The sequence below is a fragment of the Spirosoma lituiforme genome (genome assembly GCF_054776635.1).
Genome location: NZ_BAAHBO010000004.1, coordinates 105,266 through 118,556, shown reverse-complemented (window position 1 = coordinate 118,556; position 13,291 = coordinate 105,266). Strand labels below are relative to the sequence as shown.

General features: G+C 51.0%; 13 protein-coding genes. 5 read left to right on the top strand and 8 right to left on the bottom strand.

The window, feature by feature from the left end; genetic code table 11:
• Positions 1–320 precede the first annotated feature (320 nt).
• From ACYU87_RS16010 to ACYU87_RS16000, 3 genes are all read left to right on the top strand, one after another.
• Positions 321–1,610: a serine hydroxymethyltransferase gene (locus tag ACYU87_RS16010; RefSeq protein WP_461135086.1), complete on the top strand. Its 1,290-nt coding sequence runs from the start codon at positions 321–323 to the stop codon at positions 1,608–1,610.
• Between the two features lie 112 nt (positions 1,611–1,722).
• Complete coding sequence (gene tatC, locus ACYU87_RS16005; RefSeq protein WP_461135085.1) at positions 1,723–2,580, top strand: twin-arginine translocase subunit TatC; 858 nt, start codon at positions 1,723–1,725, stop codon at positions 2,578–2,580.
• Positions 2,581–2,750: 170 nt separating this feature from the next.
• Positions 2,751–2,972: a hypothetical protein gene (locus ACYU87_RS16000; protein WP_461135084.1), complete on the top strand. Its 222-nt coding sequence runs from the start codon at positions 2,751–2,753 to the stop codon at positions 2,970–2,972.
• Positions 2,973–2,978: 6 nt separating this feature from the next.
• On the opposite strand, the gene ACYU87_RS15995 is transcribed toward ACYU87_RS16000, so the two are convergent.
• The 8 genes from ACYU87_RS15995 to ACYU87_RS15960 all read right to left on the bottom strand — a co-directional run bounded on the left by ACYU87_RS15995 (position 2,979) and on the right by ACYU87_RS15960 (position 11,134).
• Complete coding sequence (locus ACYU87_RS15995) at positions 2,979–4,331, bottom strand: DUF58 domain-containing protein (RefSeq protein WP_461135083.1); 1,353 nt, start codon at positions 4,329–4,331, stop codon at positions 2,979–2,981.
• Positions 4,328–5,146: a tetratricopeptide repeat protein gene (locus tag ACYU87_RS15990; RefSeq protein ID WP_461135082.1), complete on the bottom strand. Its 819-nt coding sequence runs from the start codon at positions 5,144–5,146 to the stop codon at positions 4,328–4,330. The genes ACYU87_RS15995 and ACYU87_RS15990 overlap by 4 nt, the downstream gene beginning before the upstream one ends.
• Positions 5,143–6,210 carry a hypothetical protein gene (locus ACYU87_RS15985; protein WP_461135081.1) on the bottom strand — a complete coding sequence of 356 codons (1,068 nt, stop codon included), beginning with the start codon at positions 6,208–6,210 and terminating at the stop codon, positions 5,143–5,145. Before ACYU87_RS15985 ends, ACYU87_RS15990 begins: the two co-directional genes overlap by 4 nt.
• A gap of 59 nt (positions 6,211–6,269) precedes the next feature.
• Positions 6,270–7,244: an AAA family ATPase gene (locus ACYU87_RS15980; protein ID WP_461135080.1), complete on the bottom strand. Its 975-nt coding sequence runs from the start codon at positions 7,242–7,244 to the stop codon at positions 6,270–6,272.
• Positions 7,245–7,309: 65 nt separating this feature from the next.
• Entirely contained in the window at positions 7,310–8,494 is a 1,185-nt protein-coding gene (locus ACYU87_RS15975; protein WP_461135079.1) for a DUF4350 domain-containing protein, read from the bottom strand.
• A gap of 30 nt (positions 8,495–8,524) precedes the next feature.
• On the bottom strand, positions 8,525–9,319 hold the full coding sequence (locus ACYU87_RS15970) for a DUF4129 domain-containing protein (protein WP_461135078.1): 795 nt from the start codon (positions 9,317–9,319) through the stop codon (positions 8,525–8,527).
• Positions 9,303–10,193, bottom strand: a complete 891-nt coding sequence (locus tag ACYU87_RS15965; protein WP_461135077.1) for a hypothetical protein — start codon at positions 10,191–10,193, stop codon at positions 9,303–9,305. Before ACYU87_RS15965 ends, ACYU87_RS15970 begins: the two co-directional genes overlap by 17 nt.
• Complete coding sequence (locus ACYU87_RS15960) at positions 10,190–11,134, bottom strand: stage II sporulation protein M (RefSeq protein ID WP_461135076.1); 945 nt, start codon at positions 11,132–11,134, stop codon at positions 10,190–10,192. Before ACYU87_RS15960 ends, ACYU87_RS15965 begins: the two co-directional genes overlap by 4 nt.
• 167 nt (positions 11,135–11,301) lie before the next feature.
• On the opposite strand from ACYU87_RS15960, the gene ACYU87_RS15955 reads away from it, so the two are divergent.
• Both ACYU87_RS15955 and ACYU87_RS15950 read left to right on the top strand, forming a co-directional pair.
• Positions 11,302–11,997, top strand: coding sequence for an RDD family protein (locus ACYU87_RS15955; RefSeq protein WP_461135075.1), 696 nt, complete (start codon positions 11,302–11,304; stop codon positions 11,995–11,997).
• Between the two features lie 58 nt (positions 11,998–12,055).
• A complete protein-coding gene (locus ACYU87_RS15950; protein WP_461135074.1) occupies positions 12,056–13,246 on the top strand; it encodes a M20 metallopeptidase family protein in 1,191 nt (396 codons plus the stop codon).
• The last annotated feature ends 45 nt before the right edge of the window (positions 13,247–13,291 follow it).

Sequence of the window (13,291 nt, the reverse complement as noted above, 5' to 3'; positions counted from 1 at the left end):
TGTACTACGGACTGGATGCGCCAATCTGTTTTAGCCCAGGTAACATTTATGGTTATCCCAGGCAAGTAATGCGACTGGACTTTAGTGAACCTGGCAAAGAGCCAGCCTACGTCACGCCTGAATAAACGGTGCTATGGCTTTCTACGGCTTCAGTGAAAATTATATCGTTTTTGTGCCGTTCATCTTGCGGGATAGAACCCGGACTCTGCCAAATCCTACCATTTTCTGCCGTACCTTTGTTACGTAATAAGTTGGTTGTTTGCCGGTTTGAAACGGCAACGCCCGAGATTGACATAATCGAAGATAAAAACGCTCGTAGCATGACGACCGCCACCACCACCCGCGATACGCAGGTATTTGACCTGATTGCCAAAGAACAGCACCGGCAGGAGTCGGGTATTGAATTAATCGCTTCCGAAAATTTTGTGTCGCCTGCCGTTATGGAAGCAGCTGGCAGCGTTTTGACGAACAAATATGCTGAAGGACTGCCCGGCAAACGGTATTACGGTGGTTGCGAAGTAGTTGATCAGGTTGAGCAAATCGCTATTGATCGGGCCAAAGAACTTTTTGGGGCTGGTTGGGTAAACGTGCAGCCGCACTCAGGAGCCAACGCAAACACCGCCGTCTTTCTGGCGTGTTTACACCCCGGCGATACTATTCTGGGCTTTGATCTGTCGCACGGCGGTCACCTGACCCACGGGTCGTCCGTGAACATCTCGGGTAAATATTTCCGTCCGACTTTCTACGGCGTAGAACGCGAAACGGGTGTTATCAACTACGACGTTGTGGAAGAAACCGCCAAGCGCGAACGCCCCAAGCTGCTGATTTGTGGCGCATCGGCCTACAGCCGCGATTGGGACTACGCCCGCCTTCGGGCCATTGCCGACGAGATTGGCGCGCTTCTGCTCGCCGATGTATCGCACCCGGCAGGTCTGATTGCCAAAGGGTTACTGAACGATCCGTTGGCTCATGCCCATATCGTAACGACAACTACGCACAAAACGCTGCGGGGTACACGGGGGGGGATTATCATGATGCGAAATGATTTTGAGAACCCGTTCGGGATCAAAACCGTAAAAGGCGAAACGCGTATGATGTCGTCGCTGCTGGATTCAGGCGTATTTCCGGGTACACAGGGTGGCCCGCTGGAACACATCATTGCGGCCAAAGCGGTTGCTTTCGGGGAAGCGCTGAGTGATGATTTCTATGACTATGCAGTTCAGGTGAAGGCCAACGCTCAAGCCATGGCCAATGCGTTATTAAGCCGGGGCTATGAGATTATTTCGGGTGGTACAGACAATCACCTGATGCTGATTGATCTGCGTTCGAAAGGGCTGACGGGTAAATTAGCCGAAAATACGCTTATTAAGGCCGATATCACGATCAATAAGAACATGGTTCCTTTCGACGATAAATCGCCGATGGTCACCTCGGGGATACGGGTCGGAACGGCAGCCATGACAACCCGCGGTCTGAAAGAATCGGACATGGAGCAAATTGTCGTATATATCGACAAGGTGCTGATGAACCATGATGATGCCGCTGTGCTGGCAACCGTTAAGGAAGAAATCAACGAGTGGATGAAAGCCTTTCCGCTCTATAAAAGTTAACCCATTAAAGATAAAAGAGCGAAATAGTGAAAGAGCGAAAGAGTAGCTATAAACTCGCGTTACTTATCTGATTTCACTCTTTTGCTCTTTCACTCTTTCGCTCTTTACATCAATGCCACTCGATCAACTGACTGACGAAGAAATCGATTCTGAAGGTAAGGAAATGTCCTTTCTGGACCATCTGGAAGAACTAAGATGGCACATTATCCGGGCTGTAGGATCTGTTTTTCTGTTTGCGATCATTGCCTTCGTCTTCATCGACGATATCTTCAGAGTCGTTATTCTGGGGCCTAAAAACCCTGATTTCTGGACATATCGCATGATGTGTAAGCTGGCCAACGCAACGGGCTACATGGATCTGTGCGTGACAAAACTCAATTTTGAGTTACAGTCGCTTGGCGTCTCCGATCAGTTCACCATGGCCATGACCTCGTCGGCCATTATTGGTTTGTGTTTTGCCTTTCCCTATACATTCTGGGAAATATGGCGGTTTATCAAGCCTGGTCTACGGAACGTAGAAAAAGAAGCTGCTCGTGGCGCGGTATTCTTTGTTTCTCTTCTGTTTCTGATGGGGCTGCTGTTTGGCTACTTCATTGTATCGCCCCTGGCCATCAACTTTCTGGCCAACTTTCAGATCACGCCTGAAATTAAAAACCAGTTTGATATCACGTCTTACATTGGCATCCTCGTGACCCTCTCATTGGGCTGCGCGTTGATATTTCAAATGCCAATGATCGCCTATGTATTGTCTAAAGTAGGTGTTCTGACGCCAAAATACATGCGCGAGTACCGTAAACACGCCTGGATCGTGATTCTGGTCGTGGCGGGTATCATTACGCCGTCTCCTGATATTTACAGCCAGGTGCTGGTGGCGCTGCCGCTTACGTTACTGTATGAAGTGAGTATCCTTGTTTCGGCCCGGATTGAAAAGGCCCGAATAAAAGCACGAGCCGAGCTGGAGAAATTGTAGTGTTATACGACTTAGTGAAGAGGCCCTTTCAACCAAAAGGGCCTTTTTCTTTTTTATAGGGTTGGTGTATCTTTACTTATGGATTGAAAAAAGGGAAGCCGATTGCTTGTACCTGACTCGGTAGATTCTCTAAAACTTACGCAAATCTGTCTGGGTAATCCGTTTTGACAATGACACAGTACGATTTTAAAAAATACCATTACCGCTCGATCAACGCGGCTACAGATGCTGAGCGGGCCGCCATCAATCAGGAATTGAAAGACTTGTACGAGTCTCTGCCCGATTTGGAGAAAGACGAATTCAACCGTCAGTTACAGACGTTTTTAGCGAAGGAAATGGGGCGGTTGAAATCGAACTATGACTCCGTGAAAGGCAACCTGGGCGCTAATTAAACGGCCTTAAATCATTGCCCGCGCTTTTAACTCCAGGTATTTGTTAACGGTATTAGCGGTTAAATTCTGCGGTGCCGTTAAAATGGTTTGAATACCATACTGGGCCAGTTCTTTCACAATCTGCTTCTTCTCGAACGCGAATTTCTCACCAATGGTCTTGAGATAGATCTGTTCGGTATCCGTAGCGGATTGGTTAAGGAGGTTCCGAAGCTCGGTGTTTTCGAAGAAGATGACGAGTAGCAAATGGTCTTTGGCCAACCGGCGCAGATAGGGCAGCTGCCGATGCATGGCGGTCACTGTCTCAAAATTGGTGAATAGCAACAGCAGGCTGCGCTGGCGAATGTGCGTTCTGACACTAGTATACAGGCTTTCGTAATCCGTTTCCAGAAACTGTGTTTTCTGACGGTATAGCAACTCCAGAATTCGGAGCATATGCCCGGTACGGCGGTCGGCGGTGAGAAGTTGACCGACCTGATTCGAAAAAGTCAGGATACCCGCCCGATCCTGCTTGAGGAGCGCAATGTTGCTTAACACCAGGCTGGCATTGATGGCATAATCCAGTAAAGTCAGCCCATCGAAAGGTGACTGCATCACGCGGCCCTTGTCAATCAGGCAATAAACCGGTTGCGAACGTTCGTCCTGGTACGCGTTGATCATCAGTGATGTTCCCTGTGCATCACTCCGGCGGGCAGTTGCTTTCCAGTTTATCGTTCTGACGTCGTCACCAGTGGCGTAGGGGCGGACCTGCTCGAATTCCATGCTATGCCCAAGGCGTCGGATTCGCTTTACGCCTACCTCACTCAGTCGATTGGTGGCCGCCAGGAGCTCATATTGCCGCATTTGTAAATAAGATGGGTAAACGGCTACCAGTTTGCCCTGCTCGAACTGAAAGCGCCGTTTCAATAAACCTAAGGGCGATAAGGCGAAGACATTGACGGCACCGAAGCTGTACTCGCCCCGTCGGGTTGGCCAGAGTTCATAGCGAATAGCCCGTGTTTCGCGCGGGTTCAGGCGGGCTTTGAACAGGATATCACGCCGTTGAAACTGAAACGGTATTTCGTCGATGACTTCCACATCTGTCTGGAATGTATACTGGTTTTCAAGATAAATCGTAATGGCATTCTCATCGCCGTTTGATAAGCGATCGGGCACTTCACGGCGAGCAAATACGCCCTGCCTAGCCTGCTTCCGAAACAAAAGCCAGGCGTCGAGACCGACGAGAATCACAAATACGGCAAACGCGATCTGTACCAGTGGGAAAAGGATCGGTACTGCGTACGCTGCGACAAACAGAAGCACCAGGGCTACAAGGCTGAACCACAGGCGGGTGGCGACGAAAAGGGGGCGAAACAAGGTCAATGAGTTGGGGTTTTTAACTGGTTAATGGCTTCGTCAATTTCTTCTTCGTAAACCGGATTAGCGTCGTCTTCCTGGTAGTCGCCCGCCCGCTGGGCCCGCAACGCTTTAACGAAAAATGAAGCATCCTGAAAAGCAGTTCGCGCTTCGGCGGTACGGCCTAGTTGCAGAAGCGCCCGCCCTCGATGATAGGCAACCAACGCGCTCCGGCTGAAGTTTTTGGTGGCTTGAGCCAGATCCGCCAGGGCTTTGTCGGGTTGCCCGGTGGCTATGTAACTCACCGCCCGGCTAACGAAATGTTTGTAGTTTACCCATTCGGCTCCATGCTTCCGGCTGAGTGAGTCGATGGCTATGCAAAACTGATCAATGGCTTTCTGATGATTGCCGAGACCACGATAGGCCAATCCACGCAGGTAACTGACAGGGCTGTGGCTGATCATATCGTCGAAATGGGGTGTCAGGGCATCGTAGGCGTCGAGATGCTGAATCGCACGGGGGTAATCCTTGAGGTACTTCAAATACACTTCCCCGATCATGCCCTGTTCGTTGGGGTAGGTATTGCTCATTTTTTCCAGCCACGAAGTAGCTTCTTCGTAGTTATACTGCCAGAGGTGGTAGAAGGATTGATCGCGGTAGTGCCGGGCAGAAGCCGACAGCGTATCAAAATAGCTCTTCTGCCGCTTCGTTGCGCCAGAGAACGCTGGCTCATTAAGACGATTGTCTGCCAGCATGAATGCCGATGCCCGCAAAAGTTGATCAGCGGGCTGACCGCTGGCTGCCACAGGAAAAAGAAGACAGAGGAACAAAATAAGCTTCATGGCAGAATGTCGGTTATACGTCCATCGGTTAGTCGAAACGTAATGACAATGGATACATCGTGCGAAGGGTCCGTCGGTTTTGGTTGGCGAAAAGTAGGGTCCGTTCCGATGTGGTTCTGGCAAATGGCTCGCAGTTGATTCGTTATTCGGCTATCGAATAATTTAGGGCAGTAGTCCTCGCCAAATCCCCTTATAGCCAATTGCCCCTGTTCCCCTTCGCAATTAACGACAAACTGAACCTTAACCAGGCCCGACTGTCCGGGCTGATAAACAGGTTGATAGTACTTCGTGACCAGTTGCGTAAGATCATATCGTTTTGAAGGGCTACTGATGGACCTCGCATACCATGCCTGAGAAAAACAATTATCGCAAGGCTGAAACTCGGTGGGGCGGCATACCTCACCCGGTGGTATATCCCGAGCCAACCGAAACGTTTCCGTTGTTACGGCACAGCCATTCCAGCCGATAGCCTGCATTTGGTTTGAACTCAGCTTTGTGATCTGCCACAGTGGTTTAAACCCTCCATTTTCATTGTACTGATTTCCCCGGATAACCAAAAAAGTTGACGAACAGAACTGAACCAGATGCCAGAAATGAGCCGTTTTCGTTTTGGTCGCTGTATTTTCTACACTAACCTGCCCATTAGCGTATAAGCTGACTGTCAGGTTGTTTGATTGCCAACTATGGCCTGCTAAACGCTGGTAGGCCAAGGCTGAATCGATGGGAAAACAGGTAAGTCGACGAAAGACCAGCGGAGTGTTTGTTTCAATGCGAAGTAAGTCGTTCTGTATCGTCAGACGGCCCGGTGCATACTGGACCGTGTCTAACCGAACCCGATTGCCGGTAACAGCCCAAGAGGAAGTTAAGGCCGTACTCGTGTCATGAACCAGGCCAAGGCGGTAGGTACTATCAGCATTCAACTGGATGTAAGTCGGTAAAGGGCAAAAGTAATCGACATCCCGCTCGGCATGTACGCCAATCCAGATACCCATCAACTGCTCACGGCTGGGTGACTGCGCGTGAAGTAGTGGCGCGAACAGAGCAAAAATCAGTAAGGCTGCCATTCGCTTCATCGGGATACGGCTGTTTTCTGTATAAGTTACGCTCCAGCGGTGCATCCGGGTCACCGGGGCACTTCGATTTTCTGCACCAACTGACCAATAACGTCATCGGCAGTTCCCCCCTCCATTTCCCGTTCGGGTGTGAGCAGCACGCGATGGCGTAGTACTGAGGGAGCCAGCTCCTGCACGTCTTCGGGCGTAATAAAGTCGCGTCCCCTGAGTGTAGCAAGAGCTTTTGCGCTGTTGAGCAACGCGACCGACGCCCGGGGCGACGCACCCAGATAGAGCGATTTGCTAGCCCGGGTGGTCTGCACAATCTGGGCGATGTAATCGAACAACTTGTCTTCAACATGAACCTGGTGTACTAAACTGCGCAGGTTTGCCAGCTGCTCGGCTGTCAGAACGGCATGTACGGCATCGAGTGCATCCGATAGGTTTCGCCGTTGATGGTTTCCCCGCAAAATGTCGACTTCTTCGGTTGCGGTAGGGTAACCGACCAGGATTTTAAACAAAAATCGGTCCAATTGCGCTTCGGGTAGTCGGTACGTGCCCTCCTGTTCAATGGGGTTTTGGGTGGCCAGTACCATAAAAGGCGCATCGAGCGGATAAGTTGTTCCGTCGTTGGTTACCTGCCGTTCTTCCATGACTTCAAACAAAGCCGCCTGCGTTTTGGCCGGCGCGCGGTTTATTTCGTCGATCAGAACCAAGTTGGAGAAAATGGGGCCTTGTCTAAAAACAAAGTCACCGGTTTTGGGCGCGAAAACAGAGTTTCCCAGTACGTCAGATGGCATCAGGTCAGGTGTGAACTGAATCCGGCTAAACCCTACCGACATTGTTTTGGCGAGTAACTTGGCGGTGAGCGTTTTAGCAACACCCGGCACCCCCTCAATGAGTACGTGGCCATCGGCGAGCAATGCCGTCAATAACAAATCAATCGTTTGGTGTTGCCCAACGATGACTTTACTTACTTCGGCACGGATAGCATCAACGGCCGTTGTGAGTGACGTAAGGTCTAAGCGAGTTTGTAACGAGTCCATAGGAATTGTCTAAACCTGGATGTATTTGATTTTCTGGCTGTCAGGAAAATCAAATACATCCAGGTTCAGGTGGTTTGTTTAAAGTTTTCTATTGCTCCATTCAGTGTAATTAAATCAAATTCTGATAGGGAGATACTTTTCTGGGCATCGCGCAGGATCCGTACCAAATCGGTCGTTTCGTTTAATGGGGTGCCGCTTTTTCGGGCCAGCGTCTCGGTAAACTCCTTATCCAGAATAGTTGTATTCAGGCCATATCGTTCGCGGAGGTCGGCCAGAAAATACTGGATTTTCTTACGAGCCAGGTTTTCGTGATCGCCCTGCTGAAAGTACAGGCGGCCAATGGTTTGCACGAAATCGAGCGACGTATTTTTGGGGGACTCTATAACCGGAATAATGCGTTGTGTCCGTTTACCCGCAAAAATTGCGTAGAAAATCAGACCAAACGCGACCAGATAATAAGCCCAGTTGAGGGCTGGCTGTGAGCGAATATACCGGAAAATCGACTGCTCGTCTTCACTGAACCGTCCTTGTTTCTGATACTCATCCCAGTACGTTGGCCGGGCGGGCAGGTAAGCGAGCGCCTTGAACGCATAATCGGTCGTTTTTTGGTTCAGAACGTAGTAGTTGGTGAAGGCCAGTGGCAGATTGTGAATAAAAAACTGCCCTCTCCCGTATTGAACACGAATAAAAACTGGCTCTTTTCGCGCGTTGCGGCCTAGGACAGTAATCGATGTGGGATGCTTGATAGCCAGAAAGTTGCGGCCATCGTCGTGGAAGAAGTTATAGCCCGATGCTTTATGCAACGAGGGATTGACAAAATTCTGCCGTAAGGTCGAATCCGCTTTCGATTCGTCTTTTACGGTCGCTTTAAAGCCGAGGGCTATCCCCAGCGAATCGGGTAGTTCATAGGCTGAAATAAAAGCATTGTTGCCCCGGCGGACATAGGCCAGTAGTTGGTCCCGATCGTTCTTGTCCACGTCGAACGTCTGACAGATGGCTATGTAGTTGCTTGGCGTAGGCAGTTTCCCTTCCGTAAATAGCGTGTAGACTGGCAATCGTGTCGTTTTGATCGCCGAGGGCCGTATCACATCCGGCAGTAACTCGAACAGGGCCTGCGTGCCAAATGGAATTTTATCGTCATTCTCGTAAGTCGCCCGCCAGTCGATCGGTTTCGGGCGATAGTACTCGAAGAGTACGTAGGCTGCTACCGTGACAAGCAGGATGAGTAAGTATTTGGTTGGTTTTCGCAAAATCGGTGGTGCCGGATTACCGGTCAATGCTTAGGTGATGGGTTGCTGCTTCCCCGATTTGTTGAAGGCGACAAAGGCCGTTCGCAAGGCCGTAAACTGCATTTCATCGATGGGGAAATCACCGTACCAGACGAGTTCGAACTGGCTCGTCAAGTGTTCAAAGTCAGCCTGAAGCGATGAGTTTGCCAGCTCATACACGTAGTGGCGGTTTGTTTTTTCGGGTTTGTAGGTGATCCGTCCGGCATCAGTTAACTGCTTGATCGTTTTGAGGTAGAGAAGCCGCACGGCCAGCCGAAAGTTTCGCTGGTCAACGGCTTCTCCAATAGCGGTGTCGAAATCAATCTCGTGAATGTCCTCGGCCAGATTTTCATAGGCCAACCCCACGGACTGCGCTCGTTTTGAAAAGAGAAATCCCAGCATTTCGGCTTTCAGCAGCAAATAGATGGCAACCCCGGCAATGGCGACCAACAGCACATACTGCCAAACGTTTTCGTATGCTTTGCTCGACAGGAAAGCGCCGATTTTTCGGAGAAACCAGGCCCAGAGCCGCGCCAATGGATTTTCGGGCGGAGGGGCGTCGTTTCCGTACTGGTAGTCATGATCGGTTTGCAGGTCGCGCAGGTGATCGTTGCCGGGATAACGTATGCGCAGTGGTGTTCGGTCGTCGCGCACACTAACGGCCTTTGTCGTGTCGGTTGACTGTGCCCATGTCATCGGCGAACCAACGAGTAGCAGGCATAGCCAACCGAAAGCCAGGTAATACCGGCCAACGCCCACGATTCGTAGGCTGCACAGCGTAAATCGACAATCAATACGTTCCTTCATCCGTTGCGCGGGGCTGAGCCGGTGATGTGCCAATAGAGTCAATGGCCGAAATCAGGCCTCGTCCTTCCTGCCGTTCAACCAGGTTGGTGTATTGAAAGCCGATGGCCGTGTATAGAACAACATTCAGCAAAGTACGGCCCACCAGATTGATGATGTTGCCCAGAATAAGCCACGCCACCGAGATATCAGGAAGCATTTTGGCGCCCGTCAGAAAAGCGATGACGGTGGCGGGTACGGCAAATAGAAGCCCGATAAGCGACACAATGATGCCCATAACCACGATCAACCCAAACGTGGACCACCACTTGTCGCGGATAAGCTGGAAGCAACGGGACCAGGTAACCCCAAAATCGGTATCCTCGAAGGCCGTTACTGCCAGGGAAAGTGAGAGAACGACTGCCACGTACAGACCGGGAATGAAAAAAAACAGGAACCCAATGACGATAATAATCGAGTTGAGGATCGTAACGAGGAGGGTTCGCCCGATCATGGGCTGCACTTCCGTCCAAACGTCCGCCACAGAAATGGCGTTGCTTTTGGTTCTCTCGTAAATTTTCATGTGGGCATAGGTCGTCACGATAACCGCCACATTTGCCAGCACGCCAAAGAGCATAGCCAGCCAGAAGGTAGGTGAGATGAACTTGGTCATCATTTGAAAAACCGCCATCGGATTCTGGTTATTCATGTCTCCCGAATCCCGGGCAAACTGGAGCATATCGGATTGCATCACGCCGGTGGCAATGCCCGCCACCAACGCTACCGGCCCCACAATGTAAATCAGGGCCATACCCAGACTGCGTATGTGCTGGATCAGATACTGGAATGTTGCGTTGATCTTGTTGCCAAAATCGCGTTGCTCGAAGAGTTGAATCATGGTTGTCGATTACGGTTTAGGGAGATAGGATACAGAATAAAATACCAAATAATGAAAGCGGCCGACGTCAGGATTATTGCCCCGCTGGCCAGGGGCGGCAAGGTTAATCGGGTGACAAAACTTTCCAGAAAACCCGCCATAACAAAGACCGGAACAAGGCCGATGGCGATTTTAAGCCCCTGCTTGATCCCCCGTTTGAACGAGGTCAACCGCGAGTAAGTACCTGGAAACAACAAGCTGTTGCCAACGGTCAGGCCCGCGCATCCGGCAATGATAATGGCGGAGATTTCGAGCGTGCCATGAATCCAGATTTTGAGGATAGAGTCGAGGAGGAGACCGCGTTCGTAGAAGAAATGTTGAAAGGCACCCAGCATGACGCCATTGTAAAACAGCATCGCCATGGTGCCAAAGGACGCGAACAGCCCGAATATGAACGTTCGGAATGCCACATAGATGTTGTTCAGCGTAATCTGGACAAACATGGTCGATTGGCCGCTGCTGTTATAAACCCCCAGTGGATCGCCTTTTTTGATGTTTTCGAGCGTCATGTTCACGTATCGATCGCCTAAAATGAGCTGTACGAACGTGTTGTCGTGGGCCGCCGATACCCAGCCCAGAATACCCGCCACCAGAAAAATACCGGCCGAGATAGCCAGCAATCGGTGCGACTGCCGGAAAAGCAGCGGTAACTCATACACCCAGAAGGTTATAAACCGGTTTCGGTCATCGCGTCGATTCTGCATAAGGCCCCGGTGCATCTGAGCCGCCAACCCGTTGAGGTAACGTGTTACGTTCGAGTCAGGGTAAAAGGTTTGGGAGTAGGCCAGATCATCGGTCAGCTCGACAAACCGGGCCGTCAGTTCATCCGGATCACGCGTTGGATTCTGCTCCATCTCGCGCCATTTGTCGGTGTTTCGTTTAACAAAAAGAGCTTCGCGCATAAGCCAGGCCGGTGAGCATTGAAAAATCGTGGTAAAGTATGTTAAGTTGAGGTAAAATTCTGTTTTAAGAAAGACTTAAGCCTCTTTTGCCTAAATATTTTGACCTCAAAGTCGTACTGACGACTTTTGATTTTTAGCCGCCTGACGGTCTGGTTTTTATTTATACGATGTCTGTTACAATCCGCACTTCCCAAAACGTTTCGTTAGCGTATGATCCTGCCAGTGTGGGCGACCGGATTCTGGGTGCCATGCTCGATTATCTGGTTATTTTCGGCTGGGTACTGCTGGTATTCGGCCTCCCGGCCCGGCTGAACCTGACTCCGGGTACCTTTTATAGCTTCGTTGGGCTATTTCCCGTTGCGCTCTACGATCTGCTGTCCGAATGGTTCCTGAATGGTCGCAGCATCGGAAAAATAGCCATGGGTATCCGGGTTGTTATGCTGGATGGCTCGCAGCCCGGTCTGGGTGCTTATTTACTCCGCTGGCTGTTACGAATTGTCGAATCGGTCGCTTTCCTGGGTGGCGTAGTGCCCATCATTACCGTAGCCGTGAATGGCAAAGGCCAGCGACTGGGCGACATTGCGGCTGGTACTACGGTTGTAAAACTGAAGCCGGCGGTTTCACTGGAGGATGTCCTGATTCGACCGTTGCCGGCCAATTACGTCCTGCAGTTTCCGGATGTGCGTATGCTGTCGGACCGGGACATAAGCATCGTTCGCCAGTCACTTCACCAGGGAGATGACTGGGTTATCAAACGCACTACCGATAAAATTAAGCAGGTAACCGGCCTTCAAAGTGATTTACCCGATCGGGTCTTTCTGGAAACGGTTATCAGCGATTATCAGTTTATGACAGTACAGTAGCCCGGCTTTTTAGTCCTGGTAACCGGCTTTTAAACGTGGCTTTCCAGCCGCATTATCTATGCTCGATTCCATAAAATCTCTTGCTCACCAATACGCGTCCGATATTGTCCAGACACGTCGACACTTACACGCGCATCCCGAACTGTCTTTTCAGGAACGAAACACGGCTCGTTTTGTGGCCGATCAGCTCAAAGCGATTGGTATAACTCCGCAGGAAGGGGTGGCCGACACGGGCCTGGTTGCGCTTATTGAAGGCCGTAGAAGCGCCGGGTCGAAAGTGGTTGCGTTGCGGGCCGATATGGATGCGTTGCCCATTCACGAAGCCAACGACGTACCCTACAAATCTACCGTTGACGGGGTCATGCACGCCTGTGGGCACGATGCGCATACGGCCAGTTTGTTGGGGGTTGCCCGCATTTTGCACGTATTGCGTGATCAGTTCGATGGAACAGTGAAGCTGGTCTTTCAGCCGGGCGAAGAAAAAGCTCCCGGTGGGGCCTCTCTCATGATCAAAGAAGGCGTTCTGGAAAACCCGGCTCCAGTCAGCATGATCGGTCAGCACGTAGCGCCTAATATTCCAGTGGGGAAAATCGGTTTTCGCGAGGGAATGTACATGGCCAGTACAGATGAGATTTACATGACTGTACGGGGTAAAGGCGGCCACGCGGCCATGCCCGACAACCTGGTTGACCCGGTTCTGATTGCCTCGCACATTATTGTGGCTCTGCAGCAGATCATCAGCCGCAATCGTCCCCCCGCCAGCCCGTCGGTGTTGTCGTTTGGTCGATTCATTGCCGATGGTGTTACGAATGTGATTCCCAACGAGGTTACCATTCAGGGTACATTTCGGTGCATGAACGAAGAGTGGCGCGAAGAAGGAAAAAAGCGCATGGTCAAGCTGGCCGAAGGCATTGCCGAAGCCATGGGCGGCTCCTGCGAATTTACCGTCGTTCACGGTTATCCGTTCCTGAAAAATCACCCTGAGTTAACCCGGCGGGTTCGTTCGCAGGCCGTCGAGTACATGGGTGCCGACAATGTCGTTGACCTTGATTTATGGATGGCGGGCGAGGACTTCGCCTTTTATTCGCAGGTAGTCGATTCGTGTTTTTACCGGCTTGGCACCCGGAACGAGGCTCGTGGTATTGTATCGGGCGTTCATACCCCAACGTTTGATATTGACGAAGCGGCTCTGGAAACGGGCGCTGGCTTGATGAGCTGGCTGGCGGTTCAGGAACTGGGCGTGCTGTAGCCTTCAAAATAAGGTATTCGTCCGTAGAAGGCTTGCACAACGGGG

What these genes read in the sequence shown, in the direction of transcription:
- ACYU87_RS15955 (WP_461135075.1), top strand. Translation starts at nt 11,302, where the DNA reads ATGTCTGTTACAATCCGCACTTCCCAAAACGTTTCGTTAGCGTATGAT.
- ACYU87_RS15950 (WP_461135074.1), top strand. Translation starts at nt 12,056, where the DNA reads ATGCTCGATTCCATAAAATCTCTTGCTCACCAATACGCGTCCGATATT.
- ACYU87_RS16010 (WP_461135086.1), top strand. Translation starts at nt 321, where the DNA reads ATGACGACCGCCACCACCACCCGCGATACGCAGGTATTTGACCTGATT.
- ACYU87_RS16000 (WP_461135084.1), top strand. Translation starts at nt 2,751, where the DNA reads ATGACACAGTACGATTTTAAAAAATACCATTACCGCTCGATCAACGCG.
- tatC (WP_461135085.1), top strand. Translation starts at nt 1,723, where the DNA reads ATGCCACTCGATCAACTGACTGACGAAGAAATCGATTCTGAAGGTAAG.
- ACYU87_RS15980 (WP_461135080.1), bottom strand. Translation starts at nt 7,244, where the DNA reads ATGGACTCGTTACAAACTCGCTTAGACCTTACGTCACTCACAACGGCC.
- ACYU87_RS15970 (WP_461135078.1), bottom strand. Translation starts at nt 9,319, where the DNA reads ATGAAGGAACGTATTGATTGTCGATTTACGCTGTGCAGCCTACGAATC.
- ACYU87_RS15965 (WP_461135077.1), bottom strand. Translation starts at nt 10,193, where the DNA reads ATGATTCAACTCTTCGAGCAACGCGATTTTGGCAACAAGATCAACGCA.
- ACYU87_RS15990 (WP_461135082.1), bottom strand. Translation starts at nt 5,146, where the DNA reads ATGAAGCTTATTTTGTTCCTCTGTCTTCTTTTTCCTGTGGCAGCCAGC.
- ACYU87_RS15960 (WP_461135076.1), bottom strand. Translation starts at nt 11,134, where the DNA reads ATGCGCGAAGCTCTTTTTGTTAAACGAAACACCGACAAATGGCGCGAG.
- ACYU87_RS15985 (WP_461135081.1), bottom strand. Translation starts at nt 6,210, where the DNA reads ATGGCAGCCTTACTGATTTTTGCTCTGTTCGCGCCACTACTTCACGCG.